Raw genomic sequence first — 22,690 nt, 5'->3', positions numbered from 1 at the left:
AAAGTATGTTTCTTTTCCTACCTCGCGGCCGGGGTGCTCGCGGCGGACCCGGGCCGCAGCCGGGCGGGGATCTCGCCCGGGTCCCGGGCCGCCACGGCGGCGGCGACCCTGAGCTTGTGGGGGAAGGAGGTCTCGGCGCGGCGGGTGAAGACGTCGTACCCGGAGGCTTCTATGCGGTCCAGGATCGCAGCGTAGAGCTCCAGCGCCACGACGACGGGGTAGCGGCGCCCGCGCGGGATGTACTTCATCCCCTCGTGGGCGAAGGCGTAGAGCTCGCGCGCCCGGGCCATCTCGAGGCGCATCAGCGCCACGAACCTGCCGTCGATCACGCCGCGCCCGAGCTCCTCCTCGCCGTACCCGAAGCGCTTCAGGTCCTCCACCGGCAGGTAGACGCGCCCGCGCGCCCAGTCCTCCCCGACGTCCCTGAGGAAGTTGGTGAGCTGCATCGCGACGCCCAGAGCCTCCGCGTGGGGGGCCGCCTCCTCGTGTTCCGCCCCGACGACGCGGCACATCATGAGGCCGACGACGGCTGCGCTGCCGTAGGTGTAGGCCTGCAAGTCCTCGTAGGTCTCGTAGCGGAAGACGTGGGTGTCCATCTTCATGCTGCGCATGAACGCCGAGATCAGGTGCGTCCCGATGCCGCGCCCGTTCACGGTGCTCGCGAAGGCGCGCAAGACGGGGTTCGGGACGGGCTCGCCGCGGACCGCCGCGAGGGTCTCCGCCTCGAACGCCTCGAGGCCCGAGAGCTGCTCCTCCAGGGAGGTGGCGCCGGGGTTGTCCACGATCTCGTCGGCGTAGCGCATGAAGCCGTAGAGGGCGTGGACGTGCGGCCGGACCTCCTTCGGAAAGAGGCTCGTCGAGAAGTAGTAGGTCCGGCTGTGAGCCTTGTGTATGCGGCGGCAGAGCTCGTAGCACCCGGCGAGGGTCAGGTCGGCGCCCGCGAGCGGCCCGTCCTTCGCCGGGTCGAGGCGCACGATCCCTAGACCCCGACCGCCGAGGTGCTACCGAGAAGCTCCCGCCCCATGCGCCCGGCGACGAGCTTCGCCCCTATGGTCACGAGCGGCACGCCGGTCCCCGGACGCGTGCTCGCGCCGACGAAGTAAAGGTTCGGGACGGCCTTGGAGACCATCGGCGGGCGGAAGTAGCCGACCTGGAAGATGCCGTGCCCGAGCCCGAACGCCGCGCCCTCCTCGAGGTTGTAGTCCGAGAGCCAGTCCTGGGGCGTCTTGATCTTCTCGTACGCCACGTGGCTGCGGAGGTCCGGGATGCCCGCCTTTTCCTCTATGAGGTCGTACATCTTCTCCTTGAAAGCCGGACCTTCCTTCTCCCAATCGACGTTCTCGCCGAGGTGCGGGGTGGGGACGAGGACGTAGAGCGACTCCATCCCTTCGGGGGCGGCGTTGCGGTCGGTGCGGGAGGGGACGTTCGTGTAGAAGGACGGGTCGTCGGGGAGGCGGCGCTCGTCGAAGATCTGGCGGAAGTTCTCCTCGTAGCGCGACGAGAGATACACGTTGTGGTGCGAGAGGTGGTCGAGCTCGCGGTCGAGCCCGAGGTACATCATGAAGGACGAGGCGGTGTACAGGAGCTTCTCGCGCTTCCTCAGCTTGAACCGGAAGTCCCTCGTCCCCGCCGCGCTCGGCAGGAGCTTGCGGTAGACGTACGGCAGGTCCGCGTTCGCGAGCACCGCGTCGGCGGAGTGGGCCTCGCCGTTCACGCGCACCCCGCTCGCCCGGCCGCCGTCGACCACGATCTCCTCGACCGCGCTGTTCAGGTGTATCCCGACCCCGAGGTCCCCCGCGAGCCTCCCCATCGCAAGCACGATCTCGTACATGCCCCCCCGCGGGAACCAGAGCCCATCCTCGGCGAGCTCGGTGTAGGGGAGGAGGGCGTAGACCGCCGGCGCCTCGAAGGGGAGAGGCCGAGGTACATGGTCTGGAACGAGAACGTCTGGCGCAGCTTGTCCGTCCGGAAGAAGCGGGAGACGGACTTGTAGTAGTTGTTCACGGCCTTCGTCTTGAGGAGGAGCCTCAGGTTGCGCGGCCCGAAGAAGTCCCCGGCCCCCTCGAAGTCGCGCTCGACGAACTCGCTGCGCCCCAGGCGGTACTTCAGGCACGCGTCCTCCATGAAGCGGTAGAAGCGGGGCGTGACGCCCGGCTCCACGCGCTCGAGCTCCGGGATGAGGGTGGGGAGGTTCGAGGAGACCTTTATGGAGTCGCCGTCCCCGAAGTGGACCCGGTAGTTCGGGTCGAGCGGCATCAGGTCGATCTCGTCGTCCAGGTTCCGTCCGGCCTCCCTGAAGAGGTCGCGGTAGACGTCGGTCATGAGGAGGAGGGTCGGGCCCGTGTCGAACGTGAAGCCGGCCTCCTCGAGGCGCCCCACGCGGCCCCCGATCTGGCCGTTCTTCTCGAAGACGTCGACCTCGAAGCCCATGAGCCTCAGCCGGATCGCCGCTGCGAGACCGCCCATCCCGGCCCCCACGACCGCGACCCGCTTGCCCGGACGCACAGCACTCGTTGTCGAAGGCCCCGTAGTCGTGGTCAAATCCGTCCGCCTCTCTCCGCAGGTCCCGCCCGAGAAGGGCGATATATTGAGTATACCCACGCGATCCTAGCAGGGAGGGCCGCGCGGACGGGTAAAGGAGAGCACAGGAGCGGCATGCAGACGACGGGACGGGCGGTACTCAAGGGCAAGGGCGCCGCGCGGGCGAGGGCCGGACACCCCTGGATCTACCGCTCCGACGTAGCCGAGGCCGAGGGCGAGACGGGCGACGTGGTCCGCGTGACCGACCGGGCGGGCCGCTCCCTGGGACGCGCCTTCTACAACCCCCATAGCGAGATCTCCCTGCGCATCGCAACCCGCGAGGACGAGGAGACGGACGAGGCCTGGTTCCGCGGCCGCATTGAGAGAGCGCTGGCCTACCGCGAGTCCCTGGGGATAGACGCCGACGCCTACCGCCTCGTCCACTCCGAGGCCGACGGCCTCCCCGGCCTCGTCGTCGACCGCTACGGCGACTACCTCGTCCTCCAGATAGGCTCAGCGGCCGTCGAGAGGCGCCTCGCCTGGATCCTGCCCGCCCTGGGGGACCTGACCGCCCCCGCCGGCGTCCTCCTCCGGGGGGATGCCGCCTCCCGCAAAAAGGAGGGCCTGCCCGTCGGGGTACGGGCGCTCTCCGGCGAGGTCCCGGACCTCGTCGTCGCGCGCGAGGGGCCGATCCGATACGAGGCGCGCCTCGCCACGGGCCAGAAGACCGGCTCCTTTCTCGACCAGCGCGAGAATCACATGGCCGCCGCCCGGTACGTCGAGGGCGCCGCAAGGGTCCTCGACGTCTTCACCTACGCCGGCGGCTTCGCCCTGCACGCCGCGCGCACGGCGGAGCGGGTGGAGGCGGTGGATTCGAGCGGCGGCGCCCTCGACGCCGCCCGGCGCAACGCCGAGTTGAACGGCCTCGAGAACCTGACCTGCACGAGGGCGAGCGCCTTCGACCTGCTCAGGGAGCGCTCCGACGCGGGAGAGGTCTACGACGCCGTGATCCTGGACCCGCCGGCCTTCGCCAAGACGAGGCGCGAGGTCCCCAGGGCGACGCGCGCCTACAAGGAGATCAACCTGCGCGCCATGAAGATGCTCGCGCCGGGCGGCGTCCTCGTCACCTGCTCCTGCTCCTACCACTTCTCGCGCGAGACCATGGAGGAGACCCTGCGCTCGGCCGCCGCCGACGCCGGACGGACCATGCGCATCCGCGAGTGGCGCGGGCAGTCCTCCGACCACCCGGAGGTCCTCACGATCCCCGAGACCCGCTACCTCAAGTGCGCGATCCTGGAGCGGTCGTAACTTATCGACAAGGCCGTCGAGCAGGTCGGACCCGCAAACGGACAATCATCAATCAGCCGACGAGATCGTCGACCTTCAGCGTGATCTCCGGGAGCACTTCGGAGGCGAGCGACCCCCTCTTGCCGGCCCGCCGGACGTGTCGGTAGCCGCTCTCGAAGGGTTCCGTGTGCCGCTCCACCGCCCCGTTGTTCAGGTCGACGATCCACGCCTCCCGTACTCCCGAACGGGCGTAGAGGGGGAGCTTCGTCTCCCGGTCGTACCTCAGCGTCGTGTCGGAGACCTCGATCAGCAAGAGCACATCCTCCGGGCCGGGCAAGGCATCTCTGTAGTCCTTGCCCTCGAGCACCACGAGGTCCGGCTGCGGCTCCGAATCGCTGCGCAGCGCCACAGGGTTCTGCACGCTGACGATGGCCGCATCGCCGACGGTTCGGACCAGCAGTCTAGTGAGCGTGTTGACGCACGCGAAGTGCCTCGTGCCTATGGCGGCCATCTCGATCAATTCCCCCTCGATGAGCTCGATCCGGTCGTCCTCGTGTAGTATCCCGGCCTCGGCCATCTTGTGGAACTCGTCCGCCGTGAAGAGCCGCCGCGTTGCCCGTGCCTCTACTTGCGTCTCCATTTGCGCTTCCTCCGGTACGCTGGACCTGGGAGGAGTATACAAAGGGCACCGCGCTCCCTAACTGCGACGCGTGAGACCCGACTGCTTCGTCACTCGTACTGAACGGCCTCGACGATGTTCGTCCTCGCCGCGGAGCGGGCGGGGAGGAGCCCGGCGAAGACTCCTATAAAAAGACCCGAGACGAGCGCCAGGATCGCCGGTATCTGCGGGTAGTAGAAGGCGACCTCGAAGCCGCCCGCCGACGAGCCCAGGACGAAGAGGTAGCCGAGCAGGGAGCCCACCACGATCCCCACGGTACACCCGATGAGGCTTATGACGACGCCCTCGTCGATGATGAGCCGGCCGACCTGGAAGCGCGTCGTGCCGATGGCGCGCAGGATGCCGATCTCCCGCGTCCGCTCGAAGACGCTCATGGAGAGGGTGTTGACGACCCCGAAGGCGGAGACGGCGACGGAGACGCCCATGATGGCGTAGAAGAACACGTACTGGCGGTTGAAGTCGCTCTCTATCTGCTCCTTCCACTCGGCGTTGGAGTAGAGCGTGAGCTGCGGGTAGTCCTTCAAGACCGCCCCGACCTCCCTACCGATCTCCCCCCGGTCGGCGCCCGGCTCGGCTTTTATGGCGAGAAAGCCGTCGGAGTCCACCCCGAAGTCGCGGGCCATCGTCTCCTTCGAGACGTACACCCCGGTGCCCGCGGCGAGCAGATCGTTCTCGACGATCCCGGCGACGGCATACTCCCGCGTCCCCCGGATGCCCTGCAGCTCGACGGTGGAGCCGGCCTCCAGCCCGCGCTTCTCGGCGAGCTGCGAGCCGACGAGGGCCCCGCCCTCGTCGAGCGCCGAGAAGGCGTCGGTGCCGCCGTCGATGTTGAGGCGGAAGATTTCGGGGTAGCGCTCGTCCACGCCGAGCACCACGCTCACCTCCCGCCCGTCGCGCCGGATCGTGGTGGCGATGCCGGTCGTCTCCGCCACGCCCGGCACGCGGGCGACTGCCTCCTCGAGCTTCCCCGAAAAGGTCACGTCGAAATCCGAGTTCGCCGGCTGCACGACGAAGTCGCTGCCGAGCGAGCCTTCGAGGTACGCCCGGATCGAGCCGAGCACGCTCCCGCCGAGGGCGCTGAAGGCCACGACGAGCGAGATCCCGACCATCAGCGCCGAGGCCGTCAGTGCCGTCCGCCCCCGGTTTCTCGTCGCGTTCGTCGCCGCCATCTTCCCCTCGACCCCGAAGAGGAGCCTCAAGAAGGGGGAGAAGAGCGCCGCGAGCGGCCGGACGAGCGCGGGGATGATCAGGGAGACCCCGAGGAACGTCCCCACGACCCCCGCGATCCCCGACGCGTACAAGAGCCCGTCGAGCTCCGTCGAGAGGTTCTTCGCCAGGTAGTACGTCCACGGCGCCCCGATCCCCACGAGCAGGAGCCCCAGGACGGGCAGGAGGATCGGGGTCCGCCCCGCCCGGCCGGAGGCCCCGCCCGTCCGCGCCCGCATCGCCTCGACGGGGCTCACCCTCCCGGCGCGCAGGGCCGGGTAGAGGGCCGCGAGGACCGTCACGAGCAGGCCGACGACGACGGCGGCGACGAGGGCGAAGGGGGAGAGGGAGAGCTGCGTCACCTCGAAGCGGAAGGCCCGGCCGAAGAGGTAGACGAGGCCCTTCGCCATCCCGTAGCCCAGGAGGAGGCCGAGGACCGATCCTATAAGCCCGAGGACCATCGCCTCCAGGATCACGGAGCGCGAGATCATCGCCCGCGTCGCCCCCAGAGCGCGCAGCATCCCGAGCTCGCGCGTCCGCTCAAGCACGGTCATCGAGAGGGCGTTGAAGACGAGGAACGCCCCGACGAAGAGCGCGGTCCCGGCGAAGAAGAGCAGCGCTATCCTGAAGGCCTGAAACTGCGAGTCGACCTGCGAGGTTCGCGTCTCGCTCCTCTCGGCCTGCAACCCCTCCCCGAGCCCGTCGTCGAGCCTCCCCTGGAGCGCCGCGACCGCGCCGTCGTCCGTCGCCTCTACGGCGATGCCCGTGATCTTGCCGGGCTTGTCGAAGACCTCCTGAGCCTCGGGGAGCGGCATCATCCCGAACGAGACCCCGCCGAAGGAGCCCCCGGGTATCCTGAGCGTGCCCACCACCGTGAGCTCGACCGGCCCCTGGGCCGTCCCGATCCTGATCTCGTCGCCCGGGCGCGCCCCGAGCGACTCGGCCGAGTTGCCATCTAGCGCGACCTCTGACCCTTCTCTGGGGTATCTGCCCCCGGCGAGCTCGAAGCCGGTGGCGAGCGCCGCCGTCTCGGGCTCGACCCCGAAGACGCGCATGCTCCGCACCTCCGGCAGCCCCCGCTCGTCCGTCCCCCCGAGCAGCAGGGAGGCCGGCTGGGAGAGCCTGGGAGCCGCCGATCCGACGTCCCTTGTGGCGCGCACCTCTTCGAGCACTCCCTCGTCGAACGGACCGTTCCCGCCCGCCGCCGTCACCGTCAGGTCGGCGGCTCCGTAGGCGCGGGAGAAGAGCTCCCTGAAAGCGCCGGACATCGTGTCCGAGAGCGTTATGACCCCGAAGACGATGCCGACGCCGAGCACGATCCCGACGGTCGTCAGGAGCGTGCGCTGGAGCCTGGCGCCGAGGTTCCGCAGGGACAGGTTGTAGAAACGCCTCAGCTTCATCCGCCGGTCCCGACCGGTCCGCGGGGTTTGATGGTCTTCCGGCGCTGTCCTACACTTCTTCCGGGTGGCAACGGTCGAGAGGACGCGATGGAGCACGGCGAGGTCGGGCGGGAAGACAGGCATTCGCGGATGGGAATAGCTTCGTTCGTGCTCGGCGTCGTGGCCGTCGTCGCGATCATCCTCCTCGTCGTCCTCGCCCCGATCCTCTTCTCTTCCGCGCTCGGCGACGTCAACCCGCAGGACTTGAACCCCCAGGAGATAAACCAGGACTCGCCGGTAGTCGTGGTCGCGGGCCTTATCGGGCTCGGGTTCCTCGTCAGCGTGCTGCTGACCCTCCTCGGCCTCGGGCTCGGGATCGCCGGCCTCGTCCAGCGCCGGCGCAGAAAGCTCTTCGCCGCCATCGGAACGGCCCTGAACGGCCTCGTTGTCCTCGGCGTCGTCGCCCTCGTCGTCCTGAGCTTCGCGCTGGCCGGGACGGCCTGACCGGCTACCACTACCCCGCGGATTCGAGCGTCCTGATGCGCTCGAAGATCTCGTCGGCGTCCGGCTCCCTGGCCTCGTCCACGACCTTGCCGTCGGCGAGGAAGACCACCCTGTCGGCCACGGCCGCCGCCCGTGCGTCGTGCGTGACCATCACCACCGTCTGGCCGTAGCGCGCCGCCGATTCGCGCAAGAGATCCAGCACGCCCGCGCCCGTCTTCGAGTCGAGGTTGCCGGTCGGCTCGTCGGCGAGGATGAGGTCCGGGCCGCGCACGAGGGCCCGGGCGATGGCGACGCGCTGCTGCTCGCCCCCCGAGAGTTCGTCCGGCCTGTGGCTCCGCCGCTTCCCCAGCCCGACGAGCGAGAAGAGCTCGTCGAGACGCTCCTCGTACTTCGCGGTCCCCTCGCCGGAGATCAGGACCGGAAGCATCACGTTCTCCTCGGACGTGAGCGTCGGGATCAGGTTGTAGGCCTGGAAGACGAAGCCCATCCGGGCCCTTCTGAGGAGCGTGAGCTTCTTGTCCGAGAGCCCGGAGAGCTCCGTCCCCCCGATCACGACCCGCCCCGAAGAAGGCTCCTCCAACGCCCCCAGGATGTGCAGCAGCGTGCTCTTCCCCGACCCGGAGGGCCCCATGATCGCCGCGAACTCCCCGCCCGCGAAACCCAGGGAGATACCCTTCAGAGCCCGCACCGCCGTCGGCCCCGACCCGTAGGTCTTCCCCAGATCCACGACCTCGACCGCGGCTTTTGCCCCTTCGTTCACGCATCGAGTATAGCCGGGCGCGAAAGGAGCAAGGTGAAGCCGGATACGGGACGGGCACCTCTAAGGCAGGCCGACCGACGCTCGCCGATTCGAAGCGGGAGCGGCCCCGGTTAGTTTGTAACTTCATGACACTACTGTTAGACTAGCCGGGTAATCCAATACAGCCCCTGCTTTCCGGGCGGAGCCATCCGTTTGTGGGAAGCCGAGAAGACCGGAGGAGGCGCAAGATAGATACTTACGAAGTCATGCTCATAGTCATACCGGAGCTCGACGAGGAGCAGGTCGAGAACACGGTGGGGCGTTTTCGCACCATCATCGAGCGGACGGGCGGCGAGGTCGGCGACCAGAACAACTGGGGTCGCCGCAAGCTCGCGTACGAGATCGACCACCGCACGGACGGTTTCTACTTCGTCATGGAGTTCACCGCCGGCGAGCGGACGCTCGTGGAGCTCAAGCGCATCCTGCGCGTCTCCGACGACGTCCTGAGGCACATGGTCGTGAAGCTCCCGGAGAACTACGCGGCCAAGACGCTCTCCGAAGAGGCGACGGCCGAGGTCGCGGGCTAGCGCCCGAAGGGAAGAGGAGACAGAGATATGGGTCAGAGGAGAAGGAGCGGCGGCTCGCGCCGGGAGCGTCCGGTCAAGGCGAAGCCCTGCGTGTTCCACAAGGAAGACATCACCTACGTGGACTACAAGGACTACAACATGCTCCGCAGGTTCACGTCGGACCGCGGCAAGATCCGCGCCCGTAGGGTGACCGGGCTCTGCCCGCAACACCAGCGCGAGGCGGCCGCCGCGATCAAGCGCGCCCGCGAGATGGCGCTCCTGCCGTACGTGGCCGGGCAGTAGGAGGCTTTCCATGCAGGTGATCCTGAAGCAGGACGTAGAGAAGATCGGCTCGCGCGGCGAGATCGTGGACGTGAGCCGCGGCTACGTGCGCAACTTTCTGGTCCCGCGCGGCCTCGCCGAGGTCGCGACGGCCGCCAAGATGGAGGAGGCGCGCCGCGAGATCCAGGAGGCCGAGGAGCGCGACCGCCGCATGGCCGAGCGCGCCGGCGAGGTCGCAGCCACGCTGAACAAGAGCGTCATCACGATCGAGGCGCGCACCGGGGAGGACGAGCGCATCTTCGGCTCGATCACCCCCGCGAACATCGCCCAGGCCATCGAGCGGGCCCGCGGCATCCGGCTCGACCGGCGCCGCGTGAAGCTCGACGAGCCGATCCGCACCCTCGGCACCCACCAGGTGCCGGTGCAGGTGCACGGCGAGATCGAGGCTAGCGTCAAGGTCATCGTCGTCCCCAAGCTGTAACAGGGCTCGAGCTCAAGTGTAACTTGGGCGGCAACCTGAACTAGAGGCTTAAGGACCCCGTCTTGTAACGGGTCCTTTTTGGTCCATTCTTGGGAGTCCATGGAACGCAGTAGCAGGGGGAGGATCCGGGGGGTACCGGCGGGGCCATCTATGGGCCCGGCCGATGCGCGCGTGCCGCCGCACGACCTGGATGCCGAACGCGCCGTCATAGGGGCGATGCTCGTCTCCGAGGCCGCCGTCTCGGTGGTGAGCGAGCGGCTTCAGGACGGGGACTTCTACTCCGAGACGCACCGGGTCCTGTACAGGTGCATGATGCGCCTCGCCGAGCGCGGCGACCCCATAGACCAGCTCACCCTCGCCGGGGAGCTCCGGAACGTCGGCGAGTTCGACCGGGTGGGTGGGCGCCAGTACGTCTTCCAGCTCGTCGAGAGCGTCCCGACCGCGGCGAACGCCGCCCGCTACGCGGACATCGTGCGCGGCAAGGCGCTCCTGCGGTCCGTCATAGACGCCGGAAGCCGCATCACCGAAGAGGCCTTTAACGAGCCCGAGGACGTCACCCAGGCGCTCGACGCCGCCGAACAGCTCATCTACGGCGTCTCCAACCGCACCATGAAAGAGCAGCTCGCCCCCGTCTCCGAGCTAGCGCCGGGGGCGCTGGAGATGATCCAGAAGCTCTACGACCAGGAGGGCGAGGTCACCGGCGTCGAGACCGGATTCGAGGACCTCGACGGCCTGACGACCGGCTTCCACAAGAGCGACCTGGTGGTCCTAGCCGCGAGGCCCGCGATGGGCAAGTGTCTGAGCGCCGACGCGGAGATCACGCTCGACGACGGCAGCGTGGTCACGATAGAGGAGGTCGTTCGGACGCAGCGGGGTTCCCTGATGACGCTCGGCGAGGACCTGAAGTTTGGCTGGGCGCGGCCCAGCGCCTACGTGGACGACGGGGTCAAGCCGGTGTTCCGGGTTACGACGCGCCTCGGGCGGACGATAAAGACCACCATCACGCATCCGTTCCTCACCGTCGGGGGCTGGCGCAAGCTGGGCGAGCTCGCGGTCGGGGAACGGGTTGCGGTCCCGCGCCGGGTGCCGGTCTTCGGCAGCGAGCCGATGGGCGCCCACAGGATCAAGCTGCTCGCGTACATGCTGGGCGACGGCAACATGACGGGCGGCGTGCCCCGCTTCACCAACAAAGATCCGAGGGTACGGGAAGATTTCGCCGGTGCCGTCGCCGAGTTCGGCGGCCTGCGCGTCCGCGAGGAATCGTCGGGCGGGCAGCGTGTCCCCTCGCTCTGCGTCTCCGCCGACGGCGAGGAGGTCCGGCGCCACAGGATCTCCTTCGCCCTCGTTCTGCGCCGCGCCCTCCGGAGTTCGCCGCGCTCGGCGCGGCGGATCGCCGAGGAGATTCGGGTCAGCCCCGCTTCTTTGACGAACTGGTGCGGGGGTAAGACCGTGCCCGACGACGACACGTGCCTTCGCTTGCGCGAGGCGCTGGCCGACGACGCGGTAGGCTTGGACCTCGCGGTAGTAGACGGAGCGCGCAAGAACGCGCCGAACGGCCTGAGGCGGTGGCTGGACGGGCTTGGCCTCTGGGGGAGGCCGGCGGGGGAGAAGTTCGTGCCGGAGAACCTCTTCAAGGCGCCTCGCGAGGAGGTGGCGCTGTTCCTCGACCGCATGTTTGCGACCGACGGTTGGGCCACCGTCCTCGCCAGTGGGCAGGCACAGCTGGGCTACGCGACCGTCAGCGAGAAGCTGGCGCGTCAGATGCAGCACCTGCTGCTCCGTTTCGGCGTCGTCGCGTCGCTCCGAGCACGCTCGGTCGCATACGAGGGAGCGCGCCGCCCGGTCTTTCAGCTCGACATCACCGACGCCACGTCCATCCGTGCCTTCGTCGAAGGGATAGGCATCTTCGGTAAGGAGGCGGCGCTAACACGAATCGTCGCGGCGCTGGAGGGCCGGAAGCCCCACACCAACAGGGATCTCGTGCCGCGCGAGGCGTGGGGGCTCGTAGACGAGGCTCGGGGCGAGGAGTCGTGGGCCTCGCTCGCCCGTCGCATGGGCTTCGGCCCGAGTCACAACCTGCACGTCGGCGCGCGCGCTCTCTCCCGCGACAGGATGGGCTGTCTCGCCGGGGCGCTCGACGACCAAGGGTTAAGAGATCTCGCCGAGAGCGACGTGTACTGGGACGAGATCGTCGGCATCGAACCGATCGGCGAGCAGCAAGTCTATGACCTGACGGTCCCGGGTACGCACAACTTCGTCGCCAACGACATCTGCGTACACAACACGGCGTTCGCGCTCAACGCGATCTGGCACGCCGCCGGGGTCAAGAAGCTCCCCGTCGCGATCTTCTCGCTGGAGATGAGCAAGGAGCAGCTCGTCCAGCGTCTGATAAGCCAGACCACGCGCATAAAGACGCAAGATCTGCGCAGCGGGAACGTCAAGGCCGAGGACTGGCCGAAGCTCGTGCGCGGGGTGGCGGAGGTCGCGCGGGCGCCGATCTGGATCGACGACTCGGCCGGCGTGAACCTCCTGGAGATGCGCGCCAAGACGCGCCGCCTCGCCTCGCGCCTGAACTCCCAGAGGGACGAGGACGGGGAGCCCGGACCGCCGCTCTCGCTCATCGTCATCGACTACCTGCAGCTCATGGTCGGCAACGGCCGCGAGAACCGCCAGCAGGAGATCGCGGAGATCAGCCGCGGCCTCAAGGTGCTCGCCCGCGACCTCGACGTCCCCGTCCTCGCCATCGCCCAGCTTAGTCGCGCCGTCGAGCAGCGCCACGACAAGCGCCCGCTCCTCTCGGACCTCCGCGACTCGGGCGCCATCGAGCAGGACGCGGACATGGTGATGTTCCTGTACCGCGACGAGTACTACAACCCGGAGTCCGACGACAAGGGGATAGCAGAGGTCATCGTCGGCAAGCACCGCAACGGGCCCACCGGCAAGGTCCAGCTCGCCTGGCTCGAGCAGTACACCAAGTTCGCCTCCCTTGCCCGCCGCTAGAGCCTGCGGCGCCACCTCCCGCACCGCTCGAACCCAACAACTCGATCGAGCAGCCCCCTCTCGAGCTACGAGCGGTGGAGCCGCGCGGTGCCGGACCAGTCGGCCCGGCGCACGAGACGAAGCCAGCCGCAGGCGCGGCTAAAGCTCCCCGCCGGCCGTGACGATAACGAGCGCACAGCGTCCCTTGTGTAGGATCGGAGTCATAGATGCGTCGCGCCGTCATCTTCGCCACCCTCGCCCTGCTACTGCTGGCCGTCGCCGGCGTGACCGTTGCCCAGGAGGGCGCCTTCGAGAACGACGAACCGGCGGCGAGCACCACCGGGGTCACCACCCCGAAGCTACCATCCCCGAGGCCACGGAGCCCGAACCGGAGCTCCCGGAGCCCACCACCCCGGAGGTCACGGAGCCCGAGACGCCCGAGCCGGAGCAGCCCGGGGGAACGACGCCCCAGAGGAGGAGCCGGAGGCCGACGATACCGGTGATCCCGACGCCGAGGACGGGCCCGCGGTCGAGCCCGAGGACGGCGATGAGTTGGGGGCCGGAGCCGGGGGCGCCGCCGACGATGGGGATCGGGAGAAGGCCACGCTCTGCCACAAGGGCAAGGTAACCCTCTCCGTCGGAGCGCCCGCCCAGCGGGCCCACCTGCGTCACGGCGACGCCCTCGGGGAGTGCGGCGCCGCGAGCGCCCGGGGACAGGGCGGAGGCGACGCGGAAGCGGCGGAAGGGTCGAGCGGACCCGGCGGGGGACCGCCCGAGGGCAGAGGACGTCCGGAGGGTGTCGGCGAGCCCGACGACGCCGGGAAGAAGTCCGGCGGGCCCCAGGGACAGGGACGAGGGAACGGCGCCGGCTGAGCCGTTCGGCCGGGTCTTCGGACGCTCGCGATCTGGGGCTCCGGGCGCCTGCTCGCCGCGCCGAGCCCCTCCTACCGGATCGGGGCGCCCATCGCGTGGTAGCCGCCGTCGACGTGGATCAGCTCGCCCGTCGTCGCCGGCCACCAGTCGGAGAGGAGGCTCACGACGGCGCGGCCGACGGGCTCGGGGTCGGTGGTGCTCCAGTCCAGGGGGGCCTGGCGTCCCCACTCGCCCTCGATCTCCTCGAAGCCCGAGATGCCCTTCGCCGCGAGCGTCCTCAAGGGACCGGCCGAGACGAGGTTGACCCGTATCCCCTTCGGCCCGAGGTCGCGGGCGAGGTAGCGCGAGGTGGACTCCAGGGCCGCCTTGGCGACCCCCATCCAGTCGTAGGCGGGCCAGGCGATGCGGGCGTCGAAGTCGAGGCCGACGACGGAGGACCCCGGCTTCATCAGGTCCGAGAGCCCGACCGCGAGGGCCTTCAGGGAGTAGGCCGAGGTCTGCACTGCTGTGGCAACCGAGGGCCACTCGGCGGTCAGGAAGTTGCCGCCGAGGGCGTCTTCGGGGGCGAAGGCGACGGCGTGGAGGATGCCGTCGAGCTCGCCCCAGCGCTCCTTCAGGTCTTTGGCGACCGCTTCTATGTCCTCGGGCTTGTTCACGTCCAGCTCCAGGACCGGAGGATCGCCGAGGCGCTTCGCGGTCCGGGCCGTCAGGCTCATCGCCCTCCCGAAGCCCGTCAGGGCGATCTCGGCGCCCTGCTCCGTCGCCAGACGCGCCGCCGAGTAGGCGATCGAACGCCGGTCCAGAACGCCCGTTACGAGTATCTTCTTGCCTTCAAGCAAACCGGCCATCGAACCTCCCGAAACGCTTGGGATCCATAGGGTCTACGCGCGTCGAAAACGCAGGAGGACAGTCTAGGGGAAGCGCGCGGGGCCCGCTAGAAGGCTCGCCGCAGGGCTACTCCGACATCATCGTCGTCTCGCCCATGAGCGAGTCGCGGTGGCGCTCGTAGATCGTGTTCACCTTGGAGCGCCACTCCAGGAGGCTCTCGCGGCGCCGGTCTATCTCCTCGGCGTGATCGTCGGCGACGTTCTGCTTCTCGGCGGGGTCTTCGGAGAGGTCGAAGTACTCGTCTTCCTGGTTGCCGAAGTGATAGACGTACTTCTCGTTGTTCTTGATGCTCGCCATGCAGGTCCGGTCGTAGAAGCAGGAGGCGTAGACCGCCCTGTCCATCGGCAGCGGCCGGACGAGCGAGGAGCCGGGGTAGGTCCCGCCGGTGACGCCGTAGCCCAGGAGGTCCAGCACCGTCGGCATCACGTCGAGCTGGTTTGTCGGCGGGATGACGCGCATGCCGTTCTCGAAGCGCTGCGGGTCGTGGATGAGGAGCGGTATCCTGATGCCCTCCTCGTAGATCGTGTTGTCGTGCTGGCGCCGCCCGTGCTCACCGAAGCCCTCCCCGTGGTCCCCGTAGAGCACGAAGATCGTGTCCTCGTAGAGCCCCATCTCCTTGTACTGGTCGATGAGGTTCTCCAGGAAGCGGTCCTGGTAGTAGATCGTGTTGAGGTAGCGGTTGTACTCTTCTTCCTCGGCGAAGTCCTTGAAGCCGTAGCGGCCCGGAACCTTGTAGTCGTGGTGGACCGTCACCGTCAGGTACTCGGCGACGAACGGCCTACCCGTCTTCTTCTGCTCCTCGAGCCACTGCTTGCTCGGGGGGAGCATGATGTCGTCCTCGTAGCCGAAGTAGTTCGCCTGCTCGAAGCCCTCCTTCGGCAGCGCCTCCAGCGGGTAGAACTCCTCGTAGCCGAAGTTTTTCGCGATCTGGCGCCGGTTCTCGAAGTCCTCGGTCGCCGACTGGAAGAAGACGGAGTCGTAGCCCTGATCCGTCAGAAGCTCGGGCAGGCACCGCGCCGGGATGCCGTCGGGCTCGGCCTCCGTGATCGGCCGGACGAGGTTCGGGGTGATCCCGCAGTTGACGGCGGTGATCGCCTTCGAGGTGTGCGGGACGGTGGTGTAGGCGTTCTCGGCCATGAGGCTCTCGTCCGCGAGCTTGTCCATGAACGGCGTCGTCTCCATCTCCTCGTTGTAGGGAGTGGTCGCCTGCGCGCGGGTGGATTCCAGGTGGATAAACACGACGTTGCGCTTCTGCGTCCCCGCGTTCTGGACGAGGGAGGCGTCCGTCGGCAGGTCCTCGGCGGCGAGCTGCGTCTCTATCTCCGGGCTCGTCTCCTCGAAGTCCGGCTCGGTGAACTCCGTGACGACCATGTTCGCCAGCGGGTCGCGGGAGAAGGACTTGCTCGACCCCGTGACGCCGGGCAGCAGCGAGAGGGCGCCGAGGGAGATCGCCAAAAGGGAGACCGCGATCGGGGCGAACCGCGCCCTGCCGGGCGTCTCGACGGGCACGTGCAGCCTCGAGCCGAAGAGGCCCGTCAGGAGCGCCGGTCCCGCTATCGCGTAAAAGATCACCACGGACATCAACAGCCAGTGCAGCGTCGTCGTCTCGTTCGCGATGACGCCCTGTATGTCCCCCCAGGAGTGGAGCGACTGGACGATGAGGTCGTAGTCGAGGACGGAGCCCGTGGTCTCGTAGAAGAAGTGGGCGCTCGTCGCGATCGCCGCGACCAGTATCGCCGCGAGATGGAAGAGCACGAGCAAGACCCACCGGCCGGCCCCGCGCCGCACCAGGGCGAAGAGCCCGATCCACAGCGCGGCGTAGCCCAGGTTGAAGAAGACCTCCGAACGCACCTGATCCAGAAACTCCACGGGCCCCACGGGACCGGGGAGCCCGAGCACGCGCGCCGCCTTGAGGCCGATGTTGTACACGGCCAACGGCACGAGCAGGCCGAGGAGGTAGATCCAATCCTCCCGGGCTAGAAGGGCGCGCAAACCACCGATAGTCTTCGTTTCGCTTATTCTTCGGATCATAAGGGCAGGATTTTAACAAAGAATTTACGGCCTACGGGTACATATGCCATATCTCTGTAGAACGATACGACTCCGCTTCCTCGCGCAGCCGAGATCTTCGAAAGGAGCGCAGAACTTTGTCCGACTGGGAGCACCTGGCCTCCTTTCTCGCCGCCCTCACGGAAGAGGATCGCGCGCGCTTCTCCGCCTACGCGGCCCTGGACCTGCCCGAAGGGAGCACCGAAGAGATGTTCCGCGCCCTCCGCTCCTACGCCGTCATCGCCCCGGGTACGAGCCCATCCTCCTTGCTGGCGACCACCGGCGCCCAAGCCGGTGCCGCGGGCGACGGTGAGCTCGCCCTGACCCTGGGCCGCGGCGCGCTTGAGCTTGCGCGCACGCCGGGGGATCTCGGGCTCGCCCACGTCTGCCTGGCCCAGACGCACTTTCGCGGCCGCCGGGACCCGGCGGAGCTCGAGCGCTTCGTGGAGCACTGCCGGGCGGCGATCGCGGCCGGGCACGCCGGCACGTTCTGCTACGAGCGCCTCGCCGTCCTGTACGAGTACCGGGGCGAGGGGGGCGAGGCCGCCGAGATCTGCCGCCGCGCCGTCGAGGTCCTGAGCGCGGCCGGGGACGACCGCTCCGCGGCCCGGTTCCGCAAGCGCCTGGAGCGGCTGTCGGGGGGGTAGGGAGGCCGTGGGGCGGGGCGGGTAGTACCGGGGCGTTGTGATCGCGTTGACCCTGGCTTGGGCGATGACTATGCTGCACCCGATGGCCTTTCGGGGTCCGGGCGGATTGGCTCCCGCGAGGCGCGGGTATGCTTCTCCGCGCACAGGGGGACTGCCACGGCCTGTTTCGAGGCCCGCAGGGAAGATATGGAGAAGGGGAAAGGAGCAACATGAGTGACGACCGCGCGAACGGCCACGAGGATCTCGCGGAGCGCCGATACGAGCCGCCGCAAGGCTTCGCGGACAATGCCATAGTCGGCGATCCGTCGGTCTACGAGAGGGCCAAGGAAGACCCCGACGGCTTCTGGGAAGAGTGCGCCCGGGACCTCCACTGGTTCAAGGAGTGGGACCAGGTCCTCAATTGGGACCCGCCCGAGGTCCAGTGGTTTGTCGGGGGCAAGACCAACGTCGCGTACAACTGCCTCGACAAGCACATAGAAGAGGGCCAGGGCGACAAGACCGCCCTGATCTGGGAGGCCGACGAGCCCGACCAGGGGAAGACTTACACGTATAACGAGCTCGCCGCCGAGGTCAGGAAGTTCGCCAACGTCCTCAAGGACCTCGGGGTGGAGAAGGGCGATCGGGTCTGCCTCTACCTGCCCATGATCCCGGAGGTCGCCATCGCGATGCTCGCGTGCGCCCGCATCGGGGCGCCGCACTCCGTCGTCTTCAGCGCGTTCTCGGCCGGGGCGCTGCGCGACCGCCTCAACGACGCCGAGGCGAAGGTGCTCGTCACCGCCGACCAGTCGCCGCGCGGCGGCAAGGCCAACCCGCTCAAGCAGAACGCGGACAAGGCGCTCGAGGACTCCCCCAGCGTCCAGAGCGTCGTGGTCGTCAAGCGCGGCGGCGGCGAGGCCCCGATGACCGAGGGGCGCGACCAGTGGTGGGACGACCTCGTGGGCGGGGCGAGCGACGAGTGCCCGGCCGAAGAGGTCGACGCCGAGGACATGCTCTTCGTCCTCTACTCCTCGGGCTCCACCGGCAAGCCCAAGGGGATCGTGCACACCACCGGCGGCTACCTCACGCACGTCAAGGCCACGACGAAGATGGTCTTCGACCTCAAGGACGACGACATCTTCTGGTGTACGGCCGACGTCGGCTGGGTCACCGGCCACTCCTACCTTGTCTATGGGCCGCTCGCCAACGGGGCGACGACCGTCATGTTCGAGGGGACGCCGGCCTACCCCGAGAACGACCGCTGGTTCGACGTCATCGAGAAGCACGCGGTCACGATCCTGTACACGGCGCCGACCGCCATCCGCTCGTTCATGAAGACCGGGACCGGCCCCATCGAGAAGCACGACCTCTCCTCCTTGCGGGTGCTCGGGAGCGTCGGCGAGCCGATCAACCCCAGGGCGTGGGTCTGGTACTACGAGAACATCGGCGGGAGCCGCTGCCCGATCGTGGACACCTGGTGGCAGACGGAGACGGGCGGCATCATGATCACCCCGCTCCCCGCCCTCACCACGGCCAAGCCCGGTAGCGCCACCCACCCGTTCCCCGGCATCTTCCCGGGCCTCTACGACGACGAGGGCAACGAGGTCGAGGGCGCGGGCCAGGGCAACCTGGTTATCAAGCGCCCGTGGCCCGGCATGCTCAGGACCTTGTACAAGGACCCCGAGCGCTTCCGCGAGACCTACTTCGAGACGTACGGCCCGGAGGTCTACTTCGTGGGCGACGGCGCCAAGCGCGACGAGGATGGCTACTACACCATCACCGGCCGCGTCGACGACGTGATGAACGTCTCCGGCCACCGCGTCTCCTCGGCCGAGGTCGAGAGCGCCCTGGTCAGCCACAACGCCGTGGCCGAGGCCGCGGTCGTCGGCAAGCCCGACGAGGACAAGGGCCAGGCGATCTGGGCGTACGTGATCCTAGAGGGGGACCGGGAGACGAGCGACGAGCTCATGAAGGAGCTGCGCGACCACGTCCGCTCGGAGATCGGGCCGACGTCGAGGCCGGATCAGGTGGTGGCCGTCGACGACCTGCCCAAGACGCGCAGCGGCAAGATCATGCGGCGCATCCTCAAGAAGATCGCCGAGGGCGACCAGGACGTCGGCGACACCACGACGCTGGCCGACCCGTCGGTCGTCGAGGACCTCCAGAAGCAGGCCTCGGCCCAGACGTAGTCCAAACACGGCGGAGCGAGCGAAGGGGCGGGTCTTTTTCACCCGCCCCTTTTTGCTGCCGTCGTACAATCTGCTCGTTGTTCCATCCGACGAGAGAGGTTGCCACATGGCGCTGAACACCCCGTACGGCTCGCGGCGGGGCGCCGCGGCCTACGCCCTGCCCGACGAGCGCGCCGGGTTTATCCGTAAGACCTACGCGCACCTCGCGGGGGCCATCCTCGCCTTCGTGCTGCTCGAGGTGGCCATCTTCAGCACGCCGGCGGTGCGGGACACGCTCGCGGGTCTCCTGACGCAGAGCTGGCTGCTCACGCTCGCGCTGTTTATCGGGGCCTCCTGGATAGCGGACCGCTGGGCCCGCTCCGACGCCTCGCGCGGCCTGCAGTACGTGGGGCTCGGCGTCTACGTGGTCTTGCAGGCGCTCATCTTCGTGCCGCTGCTGTACATAGCGACGATTTCCATCAACGATCCGACCCTGGTGCCCACGGCGGGCATCATCACCGGGGCGCTGTTCCTCGGCCTCACGGCGGTCGTCTTCACGACCGGGGCGGACTTCTCGTTCCTGCGCGGGGCGATCATACTCGGCAGCCTCGTCGCCCTGGGGCTCATAGTGGCGAGCCTGCTCTTCGGGTTCAGCCTCGGCGTCATCTTCTCGGTCGCGATGGTCGGCCTCGCCGCCGCCTCCATCCTCTACAGCACCTCCAACGTGCTCCACTACTACCGGACCGACCAGTACGTCGCCGCCTCGCTCTCGCTCTTCGCCGCCGTCGCGCTGCTCTTCTACTACGTCCTGCGCATCCTCATCGCCATGAGGAGGTAGCGAGAAGACGCCGTTCGGGCCCCGGAAACGGGGCCGATTGCGGCCTCGTTTCCGGCGGCGCGTAGTAGAATATGGGTGTTCCAACCAGTTCCTTAAGGAGGAAAAGTGTTCGGCGGTTATCTGTTAGTGATGATCGTGGGCGTAATCATCTCGAGCATCGCGGCGTTCTGGGTGCGCAGCTCGTACAAGAAGTACTCGAAGCAGAGAAGCTACAGCGGGATGACGGGCCAGCAGGTCGCCCGGACCATCCTCGACCGCAACGGCCTCACCAACGTGCGCGTCGAGCCCGTGGCCGGCCAGCTCACCGACCACTACGACCCGCGCAGCAAGACCGTGCGCCTCTCCGAGGGCAACTTCGCGCAGAACTCGATCGCGGCGATCAGCGTCGCGGCCCACGAGGTGGGGCACGCGATCCAGGACGCCACGGGCTACCTGCCGATGAAGGCGCGCGCGGGGCTGTTCCCGATCGTGAACTTCAGCACCCAGCTGTGGTTCCCGCTGTTCTTTATGGGCATCTTCACGCAGTCGAACTTGTTCATCCAGCTCGCGGTGGTCGCGTTCGCGGCGGTGCTCGCCTTCCACGTGGTCACGCTGCCCGTCGAGATAAACGCCTCCACGAGGGCGTACGGCCTCCTGACCCGCTACGGCATCCTGTCGCACAACGAGGCCGGCGGCACCAGGCGCGTTCTCACGGCGGCGGCCTTCACGTACATCGCGGCGGCGCTCACCTCGCTCCTGACGCTCCTCTACCTGCTCCTGATCAGCCGGGACTAGGGAGAAGCGCGGCACGCAACACCAGGGGGCGGGCCTTCGGGCTCGCCCCCTTCTCGTGCCCCGCGAAGCGTCGGCAGGGGTTACGGAGGTGCGTGCCTTCGGTGTACAGGGGCGGCTGCGGCGTTAATCGGCTGCCGTAACGGTGCTTCGTACCCGTGTTTTCGCGCTCGTGAGACGGTCCACGGGCCGCGGGACGCATCGCCTTTTGCGAGATGCGTGTGGTGCTAAAATGCTCGTGTCATGGAGGAGATCAAGCGCATAACCAAGCGGCGGCGCAGGTTGCGCAGCGTGGGGGAGCCTCATCCTTGGGAGCCCCGGCACATGAAGCTGTCGAACACGCGCCTCGCGGAGACGATCGGCGAGGTAGGCGGCAGGCGCAACGTCACGCTCGGGGTGATACGCCACCTGTGGCGCGCGCCGGTGCCGTTCGTCGGGTTCTACGCCCCCGAGGGCCAGAAGGTGACGGAGGGCAGGTTCTACACCCCGTCGCCCCCGAAGCTCGTCGACGACACGGAGTACCTCGCGGGCGTCGAGGCGCACAAGAAGGCCTACGCCGCCGACCTCCGGTCGAGCATACTGCCGGCCGGCAACCTGCCCGGCTACTTCGAGGTGCCCACCGACGAGGGCTGGAGCATCGTCGTGGACCTCGCGGAGAAGCGCCTCGACCTGACGGACGCCTGGGGCCTCCACACCGGCGCGGGGGTGGTCGGGGACCTCGAGCCCTTCTTCTGGGCTTACAGGAGGTGCGGGTTCTGCATCCTCACCGTCTTCGACAAGGACCTCGGGGAGATACGCGACGACCTCCTCTTCTTCGCCAAGCGCCAGGGCGTCGAGCTTCGCCTGGAACGCAAGGCCGCCTGAGCCTGCCGCCACCAGCGAAACTTTACGCGTTGCAACCTTTAGCAAAGTCCGGCCGTCGGGTATAATGCGTGTTACATCCTCGGGTCGGGAGGAGAGGTCCGGGGATCAGAGGGTGTTTTCGAGGAGAGAGGTGAGTAGCACAGATGCTTAAGCACGACACCGGGAGCTTCGCGGCGGATTCGGCGCCCGTGGGGTTCGGCATCGAGGACTTCGAGAAGGCCGGTATCCGGGTTGTGGAGCGTCGCTTCAGGGCCAGGGACACCATCTTCACCCCCGGGGACCCCGACGATCAGCTCTATTTCGTGCTCCAGGGCACGATCCGCCTGTACAAGATCTACGGCGACTACAAGGAGGCGACGACGGCGCTCCTCAAGGACAGGGGCGTCTTCGGCAAGCTGAGCCTCGTTGAGGGCCGCTGGCAGGACGTCTTCGCGGAGGCCGTCAGCGACGTGCGGGTGGCCACCGTCCAGAAGGCGACCATCACCGAGGTGATGAAGCGCCGCCCGGACTTCGCCGTCAAGCTCTTCTCCTCCTTCTCCGAGCGTCTCAGGCAGTCCGACGAGGTGATAGAGAGCCTCCTGCACCGGGAGGTCTCGACGCGGCTCGCGACGCTCCTCCTGAACCTCGGCGAGCGTTTCGGGGAGCAGAACGGCGTGGGCACGCAGCTCGACATGCGCCTCACCCACCAGGACCTCGCGAACATGATCGCCTCCACGCGCGAGGCCGTCTCCAAGGTCATGAGCGAGCTTCAGCGCGAGGGCTCCATCAAGGTCGAGAACCGCAAGATCGTCCTCGTGGACAAGGATGCCCTGGCCGAACATGCAGGGCCCTCCGGCCTCTCGGTCGACGGCCAGCTCTCCATCTAGAACGCAACCCCCTCGCCCACGGCGGGCGTACTCCGCGCGGAGCCCCCTCCGCCGAACGGCTCTGCGCGAGGCGTGCGCGACTCCCGCGCGGCCCCCCTGGCGTTCTCCCCGGCGGTCCTCCGCCAGGG

The 22,690-nt window shown here is 68.2% G+C and carries 20 protein-coding genes and 1 pseudogene; 12 read left to right on the top strand and 9 right to left on the bottom strand.

Features of this window, described 5'->3' with window-relative positions; genetic code table 11:
* Nucleotides 1-17: 17 nt before the first annotated feature.
* The 3 genes and pseudogenes from GBA65_RS14220 to GBA65_RS24485 all read right to left on the bottom strand — a co-directional run.
* Complete coding sequence (locus GBA65_RS14220; protein WP_166397109.1) at nucleotides 18-974, bottom strand: phytoene/squalene synthase family protein; 957 nt, start codon at nucleotides 972-974, stop codon at nucleotides 18-20.
* A 5-nt stretch (nucleotides 975-979) separates the two neighbouring features.
* Nucleotides 980-2,113 (bottom strand): phytoene desaturase family protein, encoded by a 1,134-nt coding sequence (locus tag GBA65_RS14215; protein ID WP_228281348.1) that lies wholly within the window; start codon nucleotides 2,111-2,113, stop codon nucleotides 980-982.
* A 2-nt stretch (nucleotides 2,114-2,115) separates the two neighbouring features.
* Nucleotides 2,116-2,430: pseudogene (locus GBA65_RS24485) on the bottom strand (phytoene desaturase family protein); the annotation flags it as partial.
* A 225-nt stretch (nucleotides 2,431-2,655) separates the two neighbouring features.
* Here GBA65_RS24485 and GBA65_RS14205 point away from each other — a divergent pair.
* Nucleotides 2,656-3,828, top strand: coding sequence for a class I SAM-dependent rRNA methyltransferase (locus tag GBA65_RS14205; RefSeq protein ID WP_166397107.1), 1,173 nt, complete (start codon nucleotides 2,656-2,658; stop codon nucleotides 3,826-3,828).
* A gap of 52 nt (nucleotides 3,829-3,880) precedes the next feature.
* On the opposite strand, the gene GBA65_RS14200 is transcribed toward GBA65_RS14205, so the two are convergent.
* Nucleotides 3,881-4,447 carry a Uma2 family endonuclease gene (locus GBA65_RS14200; RefSeq protein ID WP_166397106.1) on the bottom strand — a complete coding sequence of 189 codons (567 nt, stop codon included), beginning with the start codon at nucleotides 4,445-4,447 and terminating at the stop codon, nucleotides 3,881-3,883.
* Between the two features lie 89 nt (nucleotides 4,448-4,536).
* On the bottom strand, nucleotides 4,537-7,092 hold the full coding sequence (locus GBA65_RS14195; RefSeq protein ID WP_166397105.1) for an ABC transporter permease: 2,556 nt from the start codon (nucleotides 7,090-7,092) through the stop codon (nucleotides 4,537-4,539).
* 129 nt (nucleotides 7,093-7,221) lie between these two features.
* Here GBA65_RS14195 and GBA65_RS14190 point away from each other — a divergent pair, with 129 nt between their 5' ends.
* The gene (locus GBA65_RS14190) at nucleotides 7,222-7,575 is read left to right on the top strand and encodes a hypothetical protein (protein WP_166397104.1); all 354 of its coding nucleotides are present in this window, start codon (nucleotides 7,222-7,224) and stop codon (nucleotides 7,573-7,575) included.
* Between the two features lie 10 nt (nucleotides 7,576-7,585).
* Here the strand turns inward: GBA65_RS14190 and GBA65_RS14185 are convergent, their stop codons facing one another.
* The gene (locus tag GBA65_RS14185) at nucleotides 7,586-8,335 is read right to left on the bottom strand and encodes an ABC transporter ATP-binding protein (RefSeq protein ID WP_166397103.1); all 750 of its coding nucleotides are present in this window, start codon (nucleotides 8,333-8,335) and stop codon (nucleotides 7,586-7,588) included.
* Nucleotides 8,336-8,529: 194 nt separating this feature from the next.
* Between GBA65_RS14185 and rpsF the strand changes: the two genes are divergently transcribed.
* The 4 genes from rpsF to dnaB all read left to right on the top strand — a co-directional run bounded on the left by rpsF (nucleotide 8,530) and on the right by dnaB (nucleotide 12,643).
* On the top strand, nucleotides 8,530-8,901 hold the full coding sequence (gene rpsF / locus GBA65_RS14180) for a 30S ribosomal protein S6 (RefSeq protein ID WP_207955782.1): 372 nt from the start codon (nucleotides 8,530-8,532) through the stop codon (nucleotides 8,899-8,901).
* A gap of 27 nt (nucleotides 8,902-8,928) precedes the next feature.
* Complete coding sequence (gene rpsR, locus GBA65_RS14175; protein ID WP_166397101.1) at nucleotides 8,929-9,183, top strand: 30S ribosomal protein S18; 255 nt, start codon at nucleotides 8,929-8,931, stop codon at nucleotides 9,181-9,183.
* Between the two features lie 10 nt (nucleotides 9,184-9,193).
* Nucleotides 9,194-9,643 carry a 50S ribosomal protein L9 gene (gene rplI, locus GBA65_RS14170; RefSeq protein ID WP_166397100.1) on the top strand — a complete coding sequence of 150 codons (450 nt, stop codon included), beginning with the start codon at nucleotides 9,194-9,196 and terminating at the stop codon, nucleotides 9,641-9,643.
* Between the two features lie 150 nt (nucleotides 9,644-9,793).
* A complete protein-coding gene (gene dnaB, locus GBA65_RS14165; RefSeq protein WP_166397099.1) occupies nucleotides 9,794-12,643 on the top strand; it encodes a replicative DNA helicase in 2,850 nt (949 codons plus the stop codon).
* Nucleotides 12,644-12,967: 324 nt separating this feature from the next.
* On the opposite strand, the gene GBA65_RS14160 is transcribed toward dnaB, so the two are convergent.
* The 3 genes from GBA65_RS14160 to GBA65_RS14150 form a co-directional block, all read right to left on the bottom strand.
* Nucleotides 12,968-13,237, bottom strand: a complete 270-nt coding sequence (locus tag GBA65_RS14160) for a hypothetical protein (protein ID WP_166397098.1) — start codon at nucleotides 13,235-13,237, stop codon at nucleotides 12,968-12,970.
* A 329-nt stretch (nucleotides 13,238-13,566) separates the two neighbouring features.
* Nucleotides 13,567-14,343: an enoyl-ACP reductase FabI gene (fabI, locus tag GBA65_RS14155; protein ID WP_166397097.1), complete on the bottom strand. Its 777-nt coding sequence runs from the start codon at nucleotides 14,341-14,343 to the stop codon at nucleotides 13,567-13,569.
* A 106-nt stretch (nucleotides 14,344-14,449) separates the two neighbouring features.
* Entirely contained in the window at nucleotides 14,450-16,375 is a 1,926-nt protein-coding gene (locus GBA65_RS14150; RefSeq protein ID WP_228281346.1) for a sulfatase-like hydrolase/transferase, read from the bottom strand.
* 155 nt (nucleotides 16,376-16,530) lie between these two features.
* Between GBA65_RS14150 and GBA65_RS14145 the strand changes: the two genes are divergently transcribed.
* The 6 genes from GBA65_RS14145 to GBA65_RS14120 all read left to right on the top strand — a co-directional run bounded on the left by GBA65_RS14145 (nucleotide 16,531) and on the right by GBA65_RS14120 (nucleotide 22,562).
* Nucleotides 16,531-17,079 (top strand): hypothetical protein, encoded by a 549-nt coding sequence (locus tag GBA65_RS14145; RefSeq protein ID WP_166397096.1) that lies wholly within the window; start codon nucleotides 16,531-16,533, stop codon nucleotides 17,077-17,079.
* A 209-nt stretch (nucleotides 17,080-17,288) separates the two neighbouring features.
* Entirely contained in the window at nucleotides 17,289-19,244 is a 1,956-nt protein-coding gene (acs, locus tag GBA65_RS14140; RefSeq protein WP_166397095.1) for an acetate--CoA ligase, read from the top strand.
* A gap of 106 nt (nucleotides 19,245-19,350) precedes the next feature.
* Nucleotides 19,351-20,061, top strand: a complete 711-nt coding sequence (locus GBA65_RS14135) for a Bax inhibitor-1/YccA family protein (protein WP_166397094.1) — start codon at nucleotides 19,351-19,353, stop codon at nucleotides 20,059-20,061.
* 105 nt (nucleotides 20,062-20,166) lie between these two features.
* The gene (locus tag GBA65_RS14130; protein ID WP_228281344.1) at nucleotides 20,167-20,835 is read left to right on the top strand and encodes a zinc metallopeptidase; all 669 of its coding nucleotides are present in this window, start codon (nucleotides 20,167-20,169) and stop codon (nucleotides 20,833-20,835) included.
* A gap of 240 nt (nucleotides 20,836-21,075) precedes the next feature.
* The gene (locus GBA65_RS14125) at nucleotides 21,076-21,696 is read left to right on the top strand and encodes a hypothetical protein (RefSeq protein WP_166397093.1); all 621 of its coding nucleotides are present in this window, start codon (nucleotides 21,076-21,078) and stop codon (nucleotides 21,694-21,696) included.
* A 143-nt stretch (nucleotides 21,697-21,839) separates the two neighbouring features.
* Nucleotides 21,840-22,562: a Crp/Fnr family transcriptional regulator gene (locus tag GBA65_RS14120; RefSeq protein ID WP_166397092.1), complete on the top strand. Its 723-nt coding sequence runs from the start codon at nucleotides 21,840-21,842 to the stop codon at nucleotides 22,560-22,562.
* The last annotated feature ends 128 nt before the right edge of the window (nucleotides 22,563-22,690 follow it).

The sequence above is a fragment of the Rubrobacter marinus genome (assembly GCF_011492965.1).
GTDB classification, from domain to species: domain Bacteria; phylum Actinomycetota; class Rubrobacteria; order Rubrobacterales; family Rubrobacteraceae; genus Rubrobacter_F; species Rubrobacter_F marinus.
This window is presented reverse-complemented; position numbering and strand designations above follow the sequence as displayed.